General features: G+C 64.6%; 16 protein-coding genes. 9 read left to right on the top strand and 7 right to left on the bottom strand.

Annotation, left to right across the window (positions count from 1 at the left end; translation table 11 throughout):
* Window positions 1–2 precede the first annotated feature (2 nt).
* Genes ACNJX8_RS26815 through ACNJX8_RS26800 form a run of 4 tightly spaced genes read right to left on the bottom strand, consistent with a single transcriptional unit; the run spans window position 3 to window position 3698 of the window.
* On the bottom strand, window positions 3–905 hold the full coding sequence (locus ACNJX8_RS26815) for an NAD(P)-dependent oxidoreductase (RefSeq protein WP_439357329.1): 903 nt from the start codon (window positions 903–905) through the stop codon (window positions 3–5).
* Window positions 906–926: 21 nt separating this feature from the next.
* The gene (locus ACNJX8_RS26810) at window positions 927–2294 is read right to left on the bottom strand and encodes an amidohydrolase family protein (RefSeq protein WP_439357328.1); all 1368 of its coding nucleotides are present in this window, start codon (window positions 2292–2294) and stop codon (window positions 927–929) included.
* Window positions 2295–2298: 4 nt separating this feature from the next.
* On the bottom strand, window positions 2299–3378 hold the full coding sequence (locus ACNJX8_RS26805) for a maleylacetate reductase (RefSeq protein WP_128939193.1): 1080 nt from the start codon (window positions 3376–3378) through the stop codon (window positions 2299–2301).
* On the bottom strand, window positions 3375–3698 hold the full coding sequence (locus ACNJX8_RS26800) for a Dabb family protein (RefSeq protein WP_091887674.1): 324 nt from the start codon (window positions 3696–3698) through the stop codon (window positions 3375–3377). The genes ACNJX8_RS26805 and ACNJX8_RS26800 overlap by 4 nt, the downstream gene beginning before the upstream one ends.
* Window positions 3699–3806: 108 nt before the next feature.
* Between ACNJX8_RS26800 and ACNJX8_RS26795 the strand changes: the two genes are divergently transcribed.
* The 6 genes from ACNJX8_RS26795 to ACNJX8_RS26770 all read left to right on the top strand — a co-directional run bounded on the left by ACNJX8_RS26795 (window position 3807) and on the right by ACNJX8_RS26770 (window position 10306).
* Window positions 3807–4730 (top strand): LysR substrate-binding domain-containing protein, encoded by a 924-nt coding sequence (locus ACNJX8_RS26795; protein ID WP_439357327.1) that lies wholly within the window; start codon window positions 3807–3809, stop codon window positions 4728–4730.
* A 12-nt stretch (window positions 4731–4742) separates the two neighbouring features.
* A complete protein-coding gene (gene xylB / locus ACNJX8_RS26790; protein WP_439410288.1) occupies window positions 4743–6188 on the top strand; it encodes a xylulokinase in 1446 nt (481 codons plus the stop codon).
* A gap of 139 nt (window positions 6189–6327) precedes the next feature.
* Window positions 6328–7851 carry a sugar ABC transporter ATP-binding protein gene (locus tag ACNJX8_RS26785; RefSeq protein WP_128934775.1) on the top strand — a complete coding sequence of 508 codons (1524 nt, stop codon included), beginning with the start codon at window positions 6328–6330 and terminating at the stop codon, window positions 7849–7851.
* The gene (locus ACNJX8_RS26780) at window positions 7844–8881 is read left to right on the top strand and encodes an ABC transporter permease subunit (RefSeq protein ID WP_439357326.1); all 1038 of its coding nucleotides are present in this window, start codon (window positions 7844–7846) and stop codon (window positions 8879–8881) included. Before ACNJX8_RS26785 ends, ACNJX8_RS26780 begins: the two co-directional genes overlap by 8 nt.
* Before the next feature lie 101 nt (window positions 8882–8982).
* Window positions 8983–9930: an ABC transporter substrate-binding protein gene (locus ACNJX8_RS26775; protein ID WP_439357325.1), complete on the top strand. Its 948-nt coding sequence runs from the start codon at window positions 8983–8985 to the stop codon at window positions 9928–9930.
* Window positions 9931–10099: 169 nt separating this feature from the next.
* Entirely contained in the window at window positions 10100–10306 is a 207-nt protein-coding gene (locus ACNJX8_RS26770; RefSeq protein WP_439357324.1) for a thiamine pyrophosphate-dependent enzyme, read from the top strand.
* Here ACNJX8_RS26770 and ACNJX8_RS26765 read toward each other — a convergent pair.
* On the bottom strand, window positions 10303–11838 hold the full coding sequence (locus ACNJX8_RS26765; RefSeq protein WP_439357323.1) for a glucosamine inositolphosphorylceramide transferase family protein: 1536 nt from the start codon (window positions 11836–11838) through the stop codon (window positions 10303–10305). The two genes, ACNJX8_RS26770 and ACNJX8_RS26765, sit on opposite strands and share 4 nt — an antisense overlap.
* A gap of 29 nt (window positions 11839–11867) precedes the next feature.
* Window positions 11868–13043, bottom strand: coding sequence for a glycosyltransferase family 4 protein (locus tag ACNJX8_RS26760; RefSeq protein ID WP_439357322.1), 1176 nt, complete (start codon window positions 13041–13043; stop codon window positions 11868–11870).
* Between the two features lie 284 nt (window positions 13044–13327).
* On the opposite strand from ACNJX8_RS26760, the gene ACNJX8_RS26755 reads away from it, so the two are divergent.
* On the top strand, window positions 13328–15421 hold the full coding sequence (locus ACNJX8_RS26755; protein ID WP_439357321.1) for a GumC family protein: 2094 nt from the start codon (window positions 13328–13330) through the stop codon (window positions 15419–15421).
* Window positions 15422–15474: 53 nt separating this feature from the next.
* Here the strand turns inward: ACNJX8_RS26755 and ACNJX8_RS26750 are convergent, their stop codons facing one another.
* Window positions 15475–16821, bottom strand: a complete 1347-nt coding sequence (locus tag ACNJX8_RS26750; RefSeq protein WP_439357320.1) for a lipopolysaccharide biosynthesis protein — start codon at window positions 16819–16821, stop codon at window positions 15475–15477.
* 83 nt (window positions 16822–16904) lie between these two features.
* Here ACNJX8_RS26750 and ACNJX8_RS26745 point away from each other — a divergent pair, with 83 nt between their 5' ends.
* Together ACNJX8_RS26745 and ACNJX8_RS26740 are read left to right on the top strand one after the other, a co-directional pair.
* Window positions 16905–17210 (top strand): hypothetical protein, encoded by a 306-nt coding sequence (locus ACNJX8_RS26745; protein WP_439357319.1) that lies wholly within the window; start codon window positions 16905–16907, stop codon window positions 17208–17210.
* A gap of 75 nt (window positions 17211–17285) precedes the next feature.
* A complete protein-coding gene (locus tag ACNJX8_RS26740) occupies window positions 17286–18509 on the top strand; it encodes an FAD-dependent oxidoreductase (protein ID WP_439357318.1) in 1224 nt (407 codons plus the stop codon).
* The last annotated feature ends 6 nt before the right edge of the window (window positions 18510–18515 follow it).

Here is an 18515-nt window from a genome sequence, read left to right as displayed (position 1 = left end):
GATCACAGCTTCGGCTCGCCGAGGCCGGACAACCGTTCGAGATGCTTGACGGTCGCAATGAAGTCTGTCTCGCCGTCGCCCTGCGCGACCAACGAGCCATAGGTCTCGCGCACTTGCGCCGCGAGCTGCAGCGGCACGCCGACGGCGTGGCCGGCGCCGAGGATGAGGTCGAGATCCTTGGCCATCTGCTTGCAGGAGAAAGTGGACTCGAAATCGCGGTTGCGCAGCGGCGCGGTCTTGTACTTCACCATCGGCGAGGCGATCGCGCTGTCGTCGAGCACCTTCAAGATGTCTTGCCAGGCGATGCCGCCCTTGCGCGCCAGCGCCAGGCTCTCCGCCATCATCGCCGCGGAGACCGCGATCATCAAATTGACCGAGAGTTTTGCGTAGCGTGCTTCCTCGGCCGGCCCGAGATAGGTCTGCGCACGGGTGAAGGCCGCGAACAGCGGCTTTGCCTTGTCAAAGGCATCCTTCGGCCCCGAAACGAAGCAGGTCAGCGCGCCCGTGTGCACGATGCTGGCATTGCCGGAGACCGGCGAGCGAAGATAGGCAATGCCGCGCGCCTGCGCGGCGGCCGCAACCTCGGTAGAAGCCTCGACACTCACGGTGCTGGTCTCGATGAGAACAGCTCCGGACGCCATCGCGGCGATGAGGCCGGCAGGGCCGAGCAGCGCGCCGCGCAAGGCGGCATCGTCTGGCAGGGACGTGACGACTGCGGTCTTGCCGCTCACGACCTCGGCCGGCGAAGCGGCAATCGCAATACCTTGCGCGCGTGCCTCGTTGATCCGCGCCGCGCTTTGATCGAACGCGGTGACGGCGTAACCAGCCTTGGCGACGAGCACCGACATCGGCAGGCCCATCTTGCCGATCCCGATGAAAGCGACATTCCTCGAAGCATCACTCATTGTTCTTGTCCATTGGCGCCTTCAGGCGGCGCGTCCCTGTCGTTCGATGTCCTGCACCAGCCGCCGGCCGGATTGCGCCAGCAGCTCTTTCTTGCTCTCGAGCGCTTCGACCAGCAGCCGGCCGTTTCGCTTCTTCCAGGCGCCGCCGATCATGACAGCTTCGATATTGGCGAGGCTCGTCTGCATCACCACCGTCGCGACGGGATCGTGCACCGGGAAGAGGTTGAGATCGGAGGCGTTGATGATGACGAGGTCGGCGAGCTTGCCTGGCGTCAACGAACCGATCTGGTTCTCGCGGCCGAGCATGCGGGCGCCTTCGGTCGTGATCCAGCGCAGCGCCTCGCGCACCGGAATCGTGGTCGTTGCCGGGATCATGCCGCTGGCCTTGCGCGTTTCCGCATTGTCGAGCGCCCGCTGCATCGACAGTGCGACGCGGGCGGCGGAGAAGAGGTCGCCGGCCAGCACGGATTCGAGATCAATGCCGATCGTCGGCCGCACGCCGCGCTTCAGCAACCGTCCGGTGATCGGAAAGCCATGGCCCTGGATCATCTCGTTCTCCGGCGTCACCGAGAAGGACACGCCGAGATCGACCATCCGGTCCAGCAGCTCGTCGGGCAGATCGTTGCCATGGACGATGTTGATGCCGGCGCCGACGAGGCCAGCCTCAATCAGCTTCTCCCAGCCACCAGGCGTCTTGGCGGGACCGCCGCCCTGATGCATAGAGGCGATCAATTTGAGCTCCCGTGCCAGGCGGAAATCATGCATGGCGACGTCGAGCGTCGAGTAATGCGGGCCGAGAATGGCGAGCCCGAGCGTGACGAGCCCGTCGCGGTCGGCGAGAGGGCCCGCCAGCAGCCGCTCCACCTCGCGGCGCGGATGCGGGATCCCCGAGAAATGCGGCTCGCCGGGCTTCGGCTCCGGTTTCGGCGAGCCATGAAAGAAGGCGGCGCGGATGCCGCTCTCGATCAGGCCACGAACCGCAGCGTCGGTGTGATCTGGCGTCGGATTGTTGTGGCACCAGTCGACGAGTGTCGTCGTGCCGCAGTTGATCTGGTTCAGCGCGCCGACCAGCGTCGCGATGTGGATGTCGTCGGACCTGAACACAGTTGCGAGGCCCGCATGCATGCGGTGGAAATATTCCAGCAGCGTCCAGTTCGCGGCATAGCCGCGTAAGCCCGTCTGCCAGGTATGCATATGCGCGTTGATCAGGCCGGGGATGACGATGCGTCCCGTGCCGTCAATGATCTCTGCCTCGCCGCTGCCGACGTCGATCGATGGCCGCACATCGGCGATTCGGCTGCCCTCGACCAGCACGTCGCCGGTCGAGAGGTCGCCGATCGCGTCATCCATGCTGATGACAGTGGCCGACTTGATCAGCGTGCGCCGCATCGCTTCACGCCGCCGGTTTGATAGCGCCCGGCGGCTCGCCGGCCCAGGCGCGCGCGATCAGGTCGCGGATGGCGCTCCGCTCGAGCGGACGCGGATTCCAATAGGCGTTGGTGACGGCGAGATCGGCCGCCTTGTCGATGCCGCTCTCGGGCATGCCGACGTCGCGCAGCGCAAGCTTTGCATCCAGCCGCTTCGCAAGGTCGTACAGTCCTTGGGAGGCATCGGCCGCGCCAATCGCGCGCGAGACGCGCGCCATCGCATCCGGCACCGCCGGTGCATTGTAGGCTAGCGCATGCGGCAGCACGATCGTGTGCGTCTCAGCGTGCGGCAGATCGAAGGTGCCGCCGAGCGTGTGGCAGAGCTTGTGATGCAGTGCCATGCCGACGGTGCCGAGGCAGACGCCGCACAGCCAGGCGCCGTAGAGCGCCTCGGTGCGGGCCTCGCGGTCGTCGCTCCTCGCGGCAATGGCGGGCAGGGCACGGGCCAGCGCGCGGATGCCTTCTTCCGCCATCAGCGATGTCACGGGATTGGTATCGCGCGCGTAGAGCGCTTCCACCGCATGTGCGATCGCATTGATGCCTGAAGTCGCAGCTAAGCTCGCCGGCAGCGTCAGGGTCAGGTCGACATCGTAGATCACGGTCTCCGGCAGCACGGCGGCATCGCGCACCGTGGTCTTCAGGCCGTTCTCGGTCTGGCCGACGATCGGCGTCATCTCGGAGCCGGCATAGGTGGTGGGGATGCAGAGCTGATTGACGCCGGTGCGCAAGGCGAGCGCCTTGCCAAGGCCCGTGGTCGAGCCGCCGCCGAGCGAGACGACGCAGTCGGCCTCGCATGCCTTCATGGCGGCGAGCGCGCGCTCCGTGACCTCGACCGGGGTATGCATGGTGGCGCCGGAAAACAGGCCCGCATAGAGCGGCCCGAGCGACGCACCGAGACTCTTGCCCTGCGTTTCCTGCTGCGGCGTCGTCAGCACCAGCGCGCGCTTGCCGCCGAGCCGCTCGACTTCAGCCTTGGCGGAGGCAAGCGTTCCGCTGCCGAACACAACACGGCAGGGTAGGTTTTCAAAGGTGAACGAACCGATCATGCGCCGGTCTCTTTGATGGGATAATCGACCTGGAAACGTCCGATCCGCAAGTCGCCCAGCGCCTCGCGAACGCGCAAATGTTCGGGGTGATTGGCGTAGGCGCTGAGCGCGGCCTCGTTGGTGAACTCGGAGAACAGGACGACGTCGCAGGCGTAATCGACCGCGCTGACATCCATGCCGACCTCGATATGGGTGAGGCCGTCGATCCGGCCGCGTAGGCCTTCGAACAGGGTCTTGACCTTGATCCGGGCGGCGGAGCGCTCCGCCGGGGTCTCCCCGCGCAGCCGCCACATCACGATGTGCCTGATCGGGCCCGACATTTCCCTGTTTCCTCGCCTGCTATCTTGCTTGTGTCGAGGCCATTTTGACTTGCGGGAGGCGGAAATAAAGGTCAATAATCGTAACTCTCTTTTCCTAAAAGTGGAAAAATGGATCGCCTGGCGCAATTGGAGGTCTTTTCCAAGACGGCCGAGCTCGGCAGCCTGTCCAAGGCCGCCGAAGCGCTGCGCATGTCGAACGCAGCCGCGAGCCGCCATCTCAGCGCACTCGAGGAGCGGCTCGCCGTCCGGCTGATCGAGCGGAATACCCGCCGCCTGTGGCTGACGGAGGCGGGGCAGGAGCTGCTGGAGCGTTCCAGCCGGGTCTTGAACGAACTGGCTGAGGCCGAGGACATCGTCAGCGATCGCGCGCTGTCGCCGCAGGGCACGCTGCGTGTCACGAGCTCGCTGTCCTTTGCGGTGATCTATCTGGCGCCGATGCTGCCGGCCTTCCGCGCGCGCTATCCGAAGCTCAACATGCAGATCACCACCGCCAACCGCTACCCGGATTTCATCGAGGCCGGCATCGACGTGGCGATCCGGACGCGCGAGCAGGAGCCGGATTCGAACATCATCGTCCGCCGCATCGGCCAGATGCGTCGCGTGCTCGCGGCCGCACCCTCCTATCTCGCAAGCTGCGGCGCGCCGGAACAGCCCGCCGATCTCGCGCGTCACAACATGCTGGTCTACAATCTCGCCAACGATCCCTATTCGCTGCGCCTGCGCAAGGGCCATGGCGCGCAGGCGGTGCGCATCACGCCGACGCTCGACAGCAATGACGGCCAGGTCATCCGCGGCGCGGCATTGGCAGGTCTCGGTATCCTCATCCAGCCGCTCTACATCGTCCAAAGCGATATCGCAGCGGGCCGGCTCGTTCCGGTGCTGATGGACTGGGAGCTGCCACTGCTCACCATGAACATCGCCTATCAGAACCGCGCCGGGCTGCCGGCCAAGATCCGGGTGTTCTCGGACTTCCTGGTCAGCCACATCCGCGAGCATTCGGAGCCGGGGATCTGGATCGACACGGCGAAGTGAGCGGGAGCATCCATGTATCTCGGCATCGATCTCGGCACCTCCGCAGTCAAGACCGTTCTCGTCGACGGTGCGCAGCGCGTGATTGCAAGCGAGAGCCGGCCGCTCACGACCGTCTCGCCGCAATCAGGCTATTACGAGCAGGATCCCGCGCAGTGGATCGATGCGACCTTCGCCACGCTGGATGCCCTGAAGGCATCGCATGCCGGCGAGCTGGCGGCGGTCGAAGGCATTGGACTATCCGGCCAGATGCACGGTGCCACGCTGCTCGATGCGAGCTTAAGGCCCTTGCGGCCCTGCATCCTCTGGAACGACGGGCGCTCGGCCGCCGAATGCCTTATCCTGGAGCAGCGCTGGCCCGCCTTGCGCGCGACGTCGGGCAACAAAGCGATGCCGGGGTTCACCGCGCCGAAGCTGCTCTGGATCGCGACGCACGAGCCTGACATCTTTGCGGCGATCAAGCTCGTTCTGCTTCCAAAGGCCTATTTGCGCCTGGTGCTGAGCGGCGAGGCCATCGAGGATGTCTCCGACGCATCGGGATCGCTGTGGCTCGACGCCGCGCGTCGGGACTGGTCGGATGCGGCATTGGCGGCGACCGGCCTGTCGCGCGATCACATGCCGCGTCTGGTCGAGGGATGCGCGCCCGCAACGACCCTGCGCGGCGAGCTCGTGCGGCGCTGGGGTATGACCCGGCAGCCGGTGATCGCGGGCGGTGCCGGCGACAATCCAGCCGGCGCCGTCGGCATCGGCGCGATCCGGCCGGGCACCGCGTTCATATCGCTGGGAACCTCCGGTGCCCTCATGGCACCAACCAGCAGAATCGCCGCTAACCCCGACCGCGCGGTGCATACATTCTGCCATGCCATTCCCGCCATGTGGATTCAGGCCGGCGCGATCCTCTCGGCCGCCTCTTGCCTCGCTTGGCTCGCGCGCCTGTTCGGCGTCGGCGAGGCCGAGCTGCTGGCGCCGCTTGGAGCGCGTCCGCAGGCGCCGTCGCCTGTGAGCTTCCTGCCTTATCTCGCAGGCGAGCGGACGCCGCACGACGATCCCGCCGTGCGCGGCATGCTGGATGGTCTGAGCCATGGCACCGACCGCGGGACGATCGTGCAGGCGGTGCTCGAGGGCGTTGCCTTCGCGCTTGCCGATTGTCGCGACGCGCTCGCGGATGCCCGCATTGCGATTGCGGAAGCCGATGTCATTGGCGGTGGTTCGCGGTCCCCATTCTGGCTCTCGGTGCTGGCAAACGTGCTGAATGTTCCGGTCCATCGCTTCGTTGGAGGTGAGACCGGCGCCGCGTTCGGTGCGGCGAGATTGGGGCGGCTTGCTGTCACCGGTGAGGCAATCGCTGCCGTATGCACGCGGCCAGAGCGCATCGAGACGTTCGAGCCCGACGCCGAACTTGTCGATACCTATGCCGGGCGGCTTCCCGCATGGCGCGAACTGTATCGGCCGCGCCACTAGCTGACCCAATCTGGATTTCCATACTTCGGTATACTCGCCTTCGGTATTGCCCTGCGTCACCCGCTTTTGTTTAATGACCAAACCGCGCTGGGCAAGAAACGAGACGCGGGTGGGAAACGCATTGTGCGCGGGAGGCACGATGAACGATCCGATCCTCGAGATGCGCGGGGTCTCAAAATCCTTCTTTGGCATCAAGGCGCTGCGGGCCGTCGATCTCACCGTCTATGCCGGCGAAATTCATGCCCTGATGGGCGAGAACGGCGCCGGCAAGTCGACGCTGATGAAGATCCTGTCCGGCGCCTACCGGCCGGATCCGGGCGGCGAGATCCGCATCGAGGGCCGGCCAGTGCGGATCGAAGGCCCGCTCGGTGGCCGCGCGGCGGGCATCTCCATCATCTACCAGGAGCTGTCGCTCGCTCCCAATCTCAGCGTTGCCGAGAATATCTATCTGGGACGGGAGATCTCGCGATCAGGTTTGCTGGCGCGCGGCGCCATGCGCGAGGGCGTCGGCCCGATCCTGAGACGGCTGGGTGCGGACTTCCTGCCATCGACGCTGGTGGCGCATCTGTCCATGGGCCAGCGGCAACTGGTCGAGATCGCGCGTGCGCTGCACGCGAGGTCAAAAATCTTGATCATGGATGAGCCGACCACCTCGTTGTCGGCCGCGGAGAGCGAGCGGCTGTTCGCGCTGATCCGCCAGCTTCGCTCCGAGGGGCTTGCCATCATCTACATCTCGCATCGCATGGACGAGGTCTATGCGCTCGGCGACCGCGTCACCGTGCTCCGCGACGGCAGGCTGGTCGGGTCGCTCGACAAGCCTGAGATCCGCGCCGACACCATCGTCCGGCTGATGGTCGGGCGTGACGTCTCGTCGTTTTACAAGAAGGATCACGATCCGGAGGCGGGACGGGGGCATCCGGTGCTTGCAGCGATCGACATGGCCGATGGCCAGCGCGTCAAGGGTTGCTCACTGACCGTGCATGCAGGTGAGGTCGTGGGGCTTGCCGGCCTGATCGGTGCCGGTCGCACCGAGCTTGCGCATCTCATCATCGGTGCCGCACCGAGAACGTCGGGCCGTCTCGAACTCGAGGGGCGTCCGATCGACATCCGCAGCCCCGGCGCGGCACTCGAGGCCGGCATCGCCTATCTGACCGAGGACCGTAAGGCGCTCGGCCTGTTTCTCGACATGTCATGTCTGGACAACATCAATCTCGCGGTGCTCGCGCGCGACGCGAAGCTCGGCTGGTTTCTGGATCGCGACAAGGCGCGCGAGCGCGCCGACCGGGCTTTCGCGGGGCTCAGCATCCGCGCCGCCGATGTCGCCGTCCCCGCCGGTGGCCTGTCCGGCGGCAACCAGCAGAAGGTGCTGCTGTCGCGGCTTCTCGCCATTGCGCCGAAGGTTCTGATCCTCGACGAGCCGACGCGTGGCGTCGACGTCGGCGCCAAGTCCGAGATCTATTCGATCATCGACAATCTGGCCAAGGCCGGCACCGCGATCCTCGTCATCTCGTCCGACCTGCCCGAGATCATCGGCATCTGCGACCGCGTCATCGTGATGCGCGCCGGACACATCGCCGGTGAGATCAGGCGCGAAGCTGCGGCTCCCCTGAACCAGGAAGACATCATGACGCTCGCCACCGGGATGGAGCAACTCGATGCATGACGGCTCTCCGAAGGCGGACACTGCCACAGCTGCCGGCCTTGCGGCTGCGCAAGAGACGAAGCGTCAACGCATAAGGGTGCTGATCAGCGCGCTCGGCATGCTGCCAGTGCTGTTGATCCTGTGCGTCGGTTTCCATTTTCTGTCCGAGGGCCGCTTCTTCACCGGACAAAATCTCGGCATCGTGTTGCAGCAGGCCGCAGTGAATACAGTGCTCGCCGCGGGCATGACCTTCGTCATCCTCACCGGCGGCATCGACCTCTCGGTCGGCTCGATCCTGGCGGCCTCCGCGATGGCCGGGTTGACGCTCTCCAAGCTGCCGGAGCTCGGGATGCTGTGGCTGCCGGCCGCGCTGCTCACCGGTCTTGGCTTCGGCGTCATCAATGGCGCGCTGATCGCGCTCCTGCGCCTGCCGCCTTTCATCGTCACGCTCGGCTCTCTCACCGCCGTACGCGGCCTGGCGCGACTGCTCGGGGCCGATACCACCGTGTTCAATCCTTCCATTCCTTATGCCTTCATCGGCAATGGCTCGCTGACGCTCGTCCCCGGCGTTGCCTCGATCCCGTGGCTCTCGGTGATCGCCTTGCTCGTCATCTTCGTCTCCTGGCTGGTGCTGCGCCGGACCGTGCTCGGCGTGCACATCTATGCGGTGGGCGGCAATGATAGCGCGGCGCGGCTTGCCGGCATCAAGGTCTGGGCCGTGCTGATCTTCGTCTACGGCGTTTCCGGACTTTTCGCCGGACTCGGCGGCGCCATGCAGGCGGCGCGGCTCTATGCGGCCAATGGCCTCCAGCTCGGTCAATCTTACGAGCTCGACGCGATCACCGCCGTGATCCTCGGCGGGACCTCGTTCGTCGGCGGCATCGGCTCGATCTGGGGCACGCTGGTCGGCGCGCTGATCATCGCCGTGCTGTCGAACGGCCTCATCCTCATCGGTGTCTCCGACATCTGGCAATATGTGATCAAGGGCCTGGTGATCATCGGCGCCGTGGCGCTGGACCGTTACCGGCTGCAGGGGTCTGCCAGGACTTGAAGGGCTCGGCGCGCACTTGGAGTGCGCATGGCGTGATGCGAGGTTCCGTTGCGGCAACTGGTCTGCCGTGCCGGGGACGAAGACAGACCAGGGAGGAAACCATGTTGAAGACGATCATGCTCGCCGGCGCCGCGATGGCGCTTGCCTTAAGCACCGCGCCATCCTTTGCCAAGGAGCTCAAGTCGATCGGCGTCTCGCTGGGGTCGATGGGTAACCCGTTCTTCGTCGCGCTGTCGAAGGGCGCCGAGTTCGAGGCGAAGAAGGCCAATCCCAATGTGAAGATCACGACGGTCGGCTTCGAATACGACCTCGGCAAGCAGGTCACCCAGATCGACAATTTCATTGCCGCCGGCGTCGATCTGATTCTGTTGAACCCCGGCGATCCCAAGGCGATCGGGCCGGCGATCAAGAAGGCGCAGGCCGCAGGCATCGTCGTCGTCGCGGTCGATACCGCGGCCGAAGGTGCCGATGCCACCGTGACCACGAACAACGTGCAGGCCGGCGAGATCTCCTGCCAGTACATCGTCGACAAATTGGGCGGCAAGGGCGACGTCATCATCGAGAACGGGCCGCAGGTCTCCGCCGTGATCGACCGTGTCGTCGGCTGCAAGAACGTCCTCTCAAAGAATGCCGGCATCAAGGTGTTATCCAGCGACCAGGACGGCAAGGGCTCGCGCGAAGGCGGCCTCACCGTCGCGCAGGGCTATCTGACCCGTTTCCCGAAGATCGACGCCGTCTTCGCCATCAACGATCCGCAGGCGATCGGCACTGATCTTGCCGCGCGCCAGCAGAACCGCAGCGGCATTGTCATCACCGCGGTCGACGGCGCACCGGATATCGAGGCCGCGCTGAAGGATCCGCAGTCCCCTCAGATCCAGGCGTCGGCTTCGCAGGACCCGTTCTTCATGGCGCGGCGGGCCGTGCAGGTCGGTGTCGGCATTCTCAATGGCCAGAAGCCGGCCTCGACCGTCGAGCTGTTGCCTTCGAAGCTCGTGACCCGGGACAACGTCGCCGAGTACAAGGGCTGGACGTCGGATCGTTCTCAGTAGAACACCGTCCCTGCCGGGTGCGCGCGACACACGAAACGACGGGCGGCGTCTTGACCCACGCCGCCCGTATGCATAGCGCGTACACGCGCTGATCGGCCGTACGAGCGCGCGGGCGGCCCGAGTTCGACACGCTCGATACTGATTAGTCAGGCTACTTGACGATATCGTCATGCAGGCGCATCGCCCTCCCGGAATCGACTTGCCCGGGCTCGACTTCGTTGCGCTCGCCAAGGGAATGGGTTGCGTGGGGTGGCGCGTCACCGATGCCGGCGATGTCGACCCCATCTTGTCGGAAGCGTTGGCGTCAAGCGGCCCCGCGCTGGTCGAGATCGCAGTCGACGACGCCACGACGGACCTGTTCAATCATCCGCGCTAGCAGGCGGCGGAGGGATTGGTTCGCGGAGCCAAAGCGGTCGATGGAAATTTGCTCGCGAAGGCATGGGCCTTGGGTTGAACGCGCGACCCGTCGATCACCTCGAGCCGGCCGCAGCGGTTCAGCGTGTGTAACTTCCGGCCGGGCCATGCCGGCCCGGGCTTGAGCGAATGCTGGACGCTCTGCTTGAACGTCGTCGGCGACAGTTCGACGATTTCCGCTAGCGCGAGCGCTGCGCCGTAACCGTCGGCACAATCCTGGACCGGGCGCCACAATTTGTTATCGATGGTGACGAAATTCCCCGCCGGTCGCGTGCTCGCACGATCGATCAGGACCGGATTGCTGGCATGGGGCAACCACGGGCCAAAGAGGCGGTCCGCGTAGTAGATCGCCAGCGAATCCGAATAGCCGCCCGTTCCGTCGCGCCAGGCTCCAAACAGATAGTGCAGGCCGTTGTGCTGCGTGATCGTGACATCGGCGAGTTCGAGGCCGGAAAGCAGCGTCGCGTGCCGCTCCCATTTGTCCGGAAAACGAACGCATTTGTAGAGCGCGACGTCGCCGTGAACCGAGCTCTCCGGGATCATCCACAACGCGCCGTCGCTCTCGATCAGAAACGGGTAGGAGAGGTGCCAGGGCTCCTCTAGCACCGGCACGACGTCTCCCACCGGGCCCGCATCGTTGAACTCGATCGCGGAAATGATCCCCTTTCCAATCCGGTGATCGAGATCTTCGAAGAAGACGAATGTCCGTCCCTGCCACGTGATGGGAAACGGATCGGCGTAGAAACGATGGCCGGGATCGGCGAGGACATTCCAGCCTGGTCCCGATAGATTTCCGGTCTGCCAGACACCTGCGCCGTCATTGAAGCGCCATCCGATATGCCAATGCGGGGCATAGCAGCAGAGCCGATAGATCTCCTTGGCGATCGATACGGCGAGGCCGTGCGCAACGTAGGCCGCCGGCTGCAGGCCGATGCGATTTCCGGCGGGACGTGCCAGCTGCGGCACGATGCGCGGGCGTTCCGACAGGATTGCCGCCACCATGGTCAGGGTTCGCGCCATCACCGTTTCGAGCGCGCCGCTTAGGCCGGCCGCGATTTCTCCGGATGGGTGGCCGCGATCGAGCACTGTATTGTCGACCTCGTTGACGATCTCGATCACCGGCAGGTCGCCGGCGAGAATGGCGGCGAGCGCGGCATTTTCGCCTGCGGCGCCGTTGAAGAGAGGGCGCAGATACAGCCGGGCAGAACAGTTGGGGTCGCGCGCGGCGCCCGTAAAATCGACGATCACGTCGGCCGTGCCGGCGCGAGCCTGCGTCCGTTCCGGGATGATCTTCAGCTTGCCGGCGCCGCTGTGTTGGCCCCTGTGCAACACCATGCGTTCGAGTTCGAATAGCGCGTCGAGACCTGTGGGGCGCGACTCCGCCGTTGCGGTCCAGGCGATTTGAAGCGGCGCGTCCCGGCCGTCGATCGACAGCGTCTCGCGGTCCATCCACCGCCGCGCATGCTCACGTTCACAGCGAAACTCGATGATCATGTCGAGCCCATCTATTCCAGCGTGCCCCGTCAAACGACTTGGCTGAGAAGCCGAACGTATTCCTCCACCATGGCATCTACCGAATAACGCAGCCGCAGGCCTTTGGCGTTTTGTCGCAGTTCGTCGCTCAGGGTTTGATTCGTCAGAATTGTCGAAACGGCTGCCGACAGCTTCGCATGATCGGAGGCGTCGACGAAGAGTGCGGTTGGTTTTCCCTCAAAGGACAGCACCTCGCGCAACACGGGAAGATCGGTGACCACGGAGGGGACACCGGCGTTTGCGGCCTCGACCGCGGCCAGACCGAAGGTTTCGGCCTGCGTCGGGAATACGAACACGTCCAGACAGGCGAGGAAGTCCGCCATCCGGCGCGGCGGGATCTCGCCGAGCAGGTACAGCCTATCCGATACTTTCAATTCGTCGGCCAACTGCCTCAGCCGGGCCTCATCAGCTCCCTGTCCGGCCAGTGCAAGGTGCCAGGATGGTTGATCCGGCAACAAGCGTATCGCCGCATCAAGCCGCTTGTGCGGATGCAGCCTCGCCGCGCAGCCGAGCAGGATGCGATCCGGCGGCAGGTTGAATGTCGCTCGTGCCGCGTCCTTCGACAAGGTGAGGGCCTTGTCGTCGAAGCCGTGCGGGACATGCACCATGCGTGACCGATACGCCGCGGGGTAGCGCGAATATTCGCGCTGCATGTCCTTCGAATTGAGCGTGATGCGATCGAAGAAGCCGAGGCTGCCCATGACGATGTCGGCCGTGCGAACGGGCCGGCTCATCGACAGCGCGGACGAAACCTGGTTGGCGATGACAGGCGCGCGGCAGACGAGGCGCGACACACCGGCGCCGATCACGTTGCCAAAATGCTGAAAGGTCAGAATGGCGTCGGGCTTGCTGGTCCTGATATGGCGGCCGAGCGTCCTCAGCATTCGCAGCAGTGCCAGCGGATTGCTCGGCCGGCTCGAGGCGCAGTAGAACGTATCGGGCGGCTCGTCGAACGAATCCGACTTGCGGAAGAAGAACAGATTGGTGACGCGATAGCCGCGCGCGGTAAGGCCGGCACCGAGCAGCCTGGAGATCTCCTGCGCGCCGGCGTTTTCGGCCTGGGTCTGGACGAGAAGGACGTGCAGCTTCCGTCCGTTTCCGTTGGACGGCGTGAGTGCTGTCGCAGTCGTCTCGCCCAACTCCTTGTTTGGCTGGTAATGGAGCACGGATCCCGACCCACTGAAGAAACGAAGTTTTCACCTTCTTGACCCCGTACCTACCATGCGAGCATCGCGCGGACACCGACTAGCAATAAACGGAGTTAATGCGCAGCCTGCCGGAACGGCATCCTTCGCGAGAGAATTCTGGCAGTTTCCAAAGGAAGTGAAGCGACCGCGTTAACCAATTGGTCATGGTCGCGCGAGGGTCGGGTAACCGCGGATTAACCATAGATATTTACGGTGGAGCGGGCCACTGAACAGTGTTCGCCAGTTGAATCCGAGTAGAGTCCATGACGTTCGGTCGCCGCGCAGACCCGACAAGTTCCGGATCGACCGGCGTTGCCGCGTCGTGGAGCCGGAATTCGTCGAGCGCTGAGGCTGCCGGAGCCGCTGCACGCTTTGGCGGTGTGTTCACTGCCGCCGGTGCGCTCTCCTTCCTTCGCCAAAACGCTCGGCGGCTCTTGATGCTCGCGCTCGCGATCTTCGCGCTTGGCGCCGTCGTTCTCCTGGTGCTTCCGGTCCGGTTCGCAGCGACCGCGCTGGTCGTCGTCGATCCCCGCGAGCAGCGCGTGACCACGGAGCAGGACGTTTTGCCGGGCATAGGGCAGGATAGCGCCGCGCTGCAAAGCCTGGTCGAAGTGGCGAAGTCCGACGGCTTTCTCGAGCCGCTGATCGAGCAGCTCAAGGTCCGCGATGACGAAGACATTTCCGGCGGCTACACCGCCCCCGCGCGCCTGCTCGAGCGCTTCCGCAACCGTCTCGACATTTCCCGTCGCGGGCTGACCTATGTCATCGCCATCCGCTTCACCTCGAACCGGCCGGAGCGGGCTGCCTACTATGCCAACGCCATTGCCGAGGCGTTCGTCGCCAGACAGAGCCGCATTCGCACCGAGGCGACCGACGAGGCTGCCGACTGGCTCGGCAGCCGGCTCAAAACACTGAGCGACCGGTTGAAGGCGTCCGAAGACGCCGTTGCCACATTCAAGCTCGAGCACAGGATCGTCAACGCCGGCAAGGACGCCACGACCCAGCAATTGCGGGTGACCGAGCTGTCGCAGCAGGTGGCAGCTGCGCGCGCGCGGACCGAGGAGGCCAAAGCCCGTTACGAGCAGGCGCAGCGCGACGTGAAGGCGAAGATCGAGGGCCCCGTAAAGCAGGATCTCCTAAGCGCATTGCGAGCCCAGCGGTCGGCGCTCAATGATCAAATCGCGCAGAAGCGGGCGGTGCTCGGCGATCGCCATCCCGACCTCGTGATGTCGTACGGCCAGCTGAACGATCTGAACAGGCAGATCGAGATCGAGCGGACCAAGAGTATCGACACCGCGAAGTCGGAATATGAGGCGCAGCGCGATCAGCAGAAGGCTCTGGAAGGCCAGATGAAGGCGGCTGAATCGCAGCTTCTGGTCGACGGGCAGGCTCTGGTCCGGCTCCAGGAGCTACAGCGCGACGCCGAGGCCAACAGAAATATCTACGAGCAGTTCCTCTCGCGGTCCAAGACGACGAATGAACAGCGCCTGTTGCAGAGTTCTCAGACCAAGGTCGCCTCGCCCGCCATTCCGCCGCTTCGCTCGACCCTTCCGCCGCTGTCTTTGCTGCTCGCTGCGCTCGCGATCGGTTCGCTGCTGACATCGACGGCGGTCGTGGCGGCAACGGGACGCAGATCGGACAAATCCGCTCCGGACGTTCGCGCCCCCGATCCGGCTCCGCGCCAGCCCGGGGCGTGGTCACGTCCGCCCGTGTGGGCCCGCGTTCCCGACCTGCCACCTGGCGAGGTCCCGAGAAACATCTGGCAAAGCCCGGTGTCTGCGACGAGTGAACTAAATCTCGGTCCGCATCTGCGTCCGCTGCTCGACATGCTGGAGAAATTGCCGGAAGGCCGGGGCAAGGTTGCGCTTGTGATGTCGGTCGGGAAACGCGCCGGCGGCAACACGGTCGCGCGGTCGCTGAATCGGTGGGCGCTGAACGGGGGAAAGCTGAGCGTCCTGATCCGGGTCGAGCCGGATCTCGGTGGTGCCGCGACCGGCCTCGCCAAGGCGCCGGCGGATGGCGCGACCGCGGCGGATTTTCGCAGCATCGACGAGCTTCTGAACGTCAGCAAGGGGCCCGAATCGTCGCCCGCAGACGATATTCGTTCAGAGTTCGATCTGATCGTCGTCCATGCCACCTCTCTGGCCTTGCAGCCGGAAGCGGCTGCTCTGGCCGCTCATGCTGATCTCGTCATCCTGGTCGCCCGCGAAGACGCAATCGATTCAGCCGCAATGCGCAGGGTGACGGCCGCGCTCTCACGCTTTGGCGGCGTGCCGACCGGGATCGTCGTCAATCGTGTGCCGGCAGACCCGTCGTCGGCTCAACGTCGGGGTGAAGCGCTCGGCCTGGCTGGTTGACGGTCGTTCGGCGACGCGCGGCCGAGCCGTGCCTGCCGCGGTTGAACCGGAGCCTAGTCGCCCGCGTCGGCGCCGCGGACTGCATAGGTGCCGCGTTTCGATCCACCGAAGCGCAAGAGCACGAGAATTGAAGGATCAACCCCGGTTCGCCTGCGACAGAGAACGTTGAGCGCGATGGTCGCAAGCGCCAGCGACACCGTGGCGGAGATTGCTGCGCCAAGCACGCCGAGCCAGGGAATCAGCACGAGAAATCCGACCAGCCGCAACGCCACGTTCGCCGCGACGACGGGGACATAGATGCGCTCATGGCCGGTGAGCTGCAATATCGCCGCAGAGGGACCGCCCGCTGCCTGAAACGCCGTTCCGATCGCGAGCACGATCAGGACCCAATGCTGTGCGGCGAAGTGGGGTCCGAACAGGTTGAGAAGATGGGGGCCGCCAATCCAGATCAGGAAGAGCCCGCTGACCACGCAAAGCGCGGTCACTTCCGCCATCAGCTGCAACGTCCGCTCGAATTCCTGAAGGTTCTTGCTGAAGTGCAGCGAAGGAAGCCGGCGCGCCCCGAAACTGTACAGCGCGGCCGACAACATGGCGAAGATGTTGGCAAGGCGCGAGGCGGCGAAATAGATGCCGGCGGTCGCGGGATCCAGCATCCAGTAAACCAGAATGACGTCGAAATACTGGTTTGCGGCTTCGAGGACGGAGGCGATCCAGAAATGAAGCGCGCTCGATCTCCAGCGGCCCGTCTCGGACTGCGCCGCCGTGCCGCGGAGATCCGGCAGAGCTCGCGCGATCGAAACGACCTGCGCGACCAGGCCAACCGACATCGCGATCGTCATCACCGCGAACAATTCGGCGGGGTCGAGTTGGCGATGGCCGAACATGATTGCGAGCAGAAACAGGACGACGCCGACCCGCCAGAAGAACTCTCTGTTTCCCTCCCCCATGAGGATGCTGACCAGCGAGCGCGCAACCTGGCTGCCGAGCATCACACCTGCATTCACGGCGGTGTAGGCGGACACGGCGAGGATCAGCAGCCACCAGTCGCCCTTCACGTTCGCCGCGATCGCGATTGCACCGATCACAACCAGCATCGCGACGGAGGAAAGCTTCAGGCTCGACAGCAGCACGCCCTTGGTGAGGTCGGGCCGATTTCCCACCTGATACTCGTTCAGGAAGCGCACGAGGAGCGATTCCTGGCCGACCAGGCCCACGACCGATGCGATCTGGGCGACTGAAAGCCAAGTCGCAAAGATGCCGAAGCCATCGGGCGACATCGTTCGTGCCGCAAGCGAGAACAATGCAAACGCAAGTGCGCCGCTACCAACCTTGAGAAGGATGGTTCCGACGACACCGCGCGTCACGTCGCGCCGCATGAACTGGATGATGGATTCGATCATGAATGTTAAGGAGCAACTCTCCCCGAAAGAGCTACGTGCCGATACGGGCACCAGCCTAGCATGCCGAAAAACCGCGAGTGTTAATGAGCGGCCTCGAGGATCTTGCCGGCCACGACGACGTCGCGGCCAGGTCAGTTGCTTCACGGTGGTACATCGCCGTCTCCATTGTCCCACATAGAGCAAAGCCCGGCTCGGCCGAATGGCGGCATAGGGCCGCATCGACGGCCGAAGACAGCACGATCAGCCGTTCGAATGCGGAATGGCTCGCCGGAATGGCCGCCGATCTGCCCAAAACGCGGACTTTGCAGAGTCTCCTGAGCAAAGCTCGTGCCGGGACATCGCAGCTCCAGATCAGTCCTCCCTTCATTAACCTCGATCTGCGGAAATGATCGCGTTTGGTCCTGCGATGCGACATCAGGCGAGAAAATTGCAGATGGAGCCACGTTAACCGTGGGAGCCTGGATATGACGACGGACAGAACCGTGAGCGAGCCGATCGCCGCTGCCGGGGGCGTGACGATCGCGACGGACGTTGCGATCGTCGGCGGCGGCCTTGCTGGATCGCTGGCGGCAGCCGTTCTTGCGCGGGCAGGGCATCGCGTTGTTCTGGTGGATAAGCGCGCGGTCTATCCGGACGAATTCCGGGTCGAAAAGATCGGAGGCCACCAGCTGGAGGCGTTCCGCAGGCTGGGCTTCATCCGTGGTCTCGAAAGCGCCGCCTGTCCATACGATCGCGTGCTCAACATAAGGGAAGGCAAGGTGGTCGATGTCAGCGTCGGCCAGGCTTACGGGCTTCCCTATGCCGATCTCGTCGCCATGGCGCGCAGCGAGTTGCCTGATCCATCCAGTCTGATCGTCGACGAGGTCACTGCGATCAGCTGTAGCGACGACGTCCAGCATCTCGAGCTTGCCTCCGGACGGTGCGTCACTGCGCGCCTCATCGTTCTGGCCACGGGCATGGCAGGAGTTCTCGGCTACAAACTCGGTATCAGGCGGCATGTGCTGGCCGTGGGTCACTCGGTCTCGTTCGGCTTCACGATCGCCCGCCGTGATGGCGCGCCGTTCGATTTCAAGGCGCTGACCTGTTACGGCGAACGCACCGCTGATGGCGTCGACTACCTCAGCCTGTTTCCGGTACGCGCAGGCATGAGGGCGAACCTCTTCATGTTCCGCGACCCGGCCGATCCGATCATGCGCGATCTGCGTCGCGAGACGGAAGCGACGGTTCTGCGCCTGCTGCCGGGATTGCAGACTTATCTCGGCGATTTTCGTGTGATCGACCGGATACGGAACTGGGTGATGGACCTCTCCGTCGTCGAGGGGCACCTTCAGCCTGGTGTCGTGCTCATCGGTGACGCGTTCCAGACCAACTGTCCTGCCGCCGGCACCGGCGTCGCGCGCCTGCTGGTGGACGTCGAGCGTCTTTGCACCGAATATGCGCCGCGGTGGCTCATGACTCCCGGCATGAGCCGGGAGAAGATCTCGGAATTCTACGCCGATCGCGACAAGATCGCGGCAGACCAGCAGTCACTGAAGATGGCGCGATTCCGCCAGGCCCTGACCTCGCGCGACGATATCGGCTGGGATGTACGGCGGCGGTTGCACTTCCTGCGACGCAGTATCACCCATCGGGTCGATCAAATGCGGCCAGGCTGGCTCGCGCATGTCCGCAGCGCACTTCGTGCGTGACTGCCG

The organism is Bradyrhizobium sp. SPXBL-04 (genome assembly GCF_051853035.1).
In the GTDB taxonomy this organism is placed as follows: Bacteria; Pseudomonadota; Alphaproteobacteria; order Rhizobiales; family Xanthobacteraceae; genus Bradyrhizobium; species Bradyrhizobium zhanjiangense.
Note: the sequence above shows the minus strand (reverse complement) of the source record. Positions and strands in the feature narration are given on the sequence as shown.

Excerpts from the sequence above, each read along its gene's own strand:
- ACNJX8_RS26815 (WP_439357329.1), bottom strand. The coding sequence starts at position 905 with ATGAGTGATGCTTCGAGGAATGTCGCTTTCATCGGGATCGGCAAGATG.
- ACNJX8_RS26810 (WP_439357328.1), bottom strand. The coding sequence starts at position 2,294 with ATGCGGCGCACGCTGATCAAGTCGGCCACTGTCATCAGCATGGATGAC.
- ACNJX8_RS26805 (WP_128939193.1), bottom strand. The coding sequence starts at position 3,378 with ATGATCGGTTCGTTCACCTTTGAAAACCTACCCTGCCGTGTTGTGTTC.
- ACNJX8_RS26800 (WP_091887674.1), bottom strand. The coding sequence starts at position 3,698 with ATGTCGGGCCCGATCAGGCACATCGTGATGTGGCGGCTGCGCGGGGAG.
- ACNJX8_RS26795 (WP_439357327.1), top strand. The coding sequence starts at position 3,807 with ATGGATCGCCTGGCGCAATTGGAGGTCTTTTCCAAGACGGCCGAGCTC.
- xylB (WP_439410288.1), top strand. The coding sequence starts at position 4,743 with ATGTATCTCGGCATCGATCTCGGCACCTCCGCAGTCAAGACCGTTCTC.
- ACNJX8_RS26785 (WP_128934775.1), top strand. The coding sequence starts at position 6,328 with ATGAACGATCCGATCCTCGAGATGCGCGGGGTCTCAAAATCCTTCTTT.
- ACNJX8_RS26780 (WP_439357326.1), top strand. The coding sequence starts at position 7,844 with ATGCATGACGGCTCTCCGAAGGCGGACACTGCCACAGCTGCCGGCCTT.
- ACNJX8_RS26775 (WP_439357325.1), top strand. The coding sequence starts at position 8,983 with ATGTTGAAGACGATCATGCTCGCCGGCGCCGCGATGGCGCTTGCCTTA.
- ACNJX8_RS26770 (WP_439357324.1), top strand. The coding sequence starts at position 10,100 with ATGCAGGCGCATCGCCCTCCCGGAATCGACTTGCCCGGGCTCGACTTC.
- ACNJX8_RS26765 (WP_439357323.1), bottom strand. The coding sequence starts at position 11,838 with ATGATCATCGAGTTTCGCTGTGAACGTGAGCATGCGCGGCGGTGGATG.
- ACNJX8_RS26755 (WP_439357321.1), top strand. The coding sequence starts at position 13,328 with ATGACGTTCGGTCGCCGCGCAGACCCGACAAGTTCCGGATCGACCGGC.
- ACNJX8_RS26750 (WP_439357320.1), bottom strand. The coding sequence starts at position 16,821 with ATGATCGAATCCATCATCCAGTTCATGCGGCGCGACGTGACGCGCGGT.
- ACNJX8_RS26745 (WP_439357319.1), top strand. The coding sequence starts at position 16,905 with ATGAGCGGCCTCGAGGATCTTGCCGGCCACGACGACGTCGCGGCCAGG.
- ACNJX8_RS26740 (WP_439357318.1), top strand. The coding sequence starts at position 17,286 with ATGACGACGGACAGAACCGTGAGCGAGCCGATCGCCGCTGCCGGGGGC.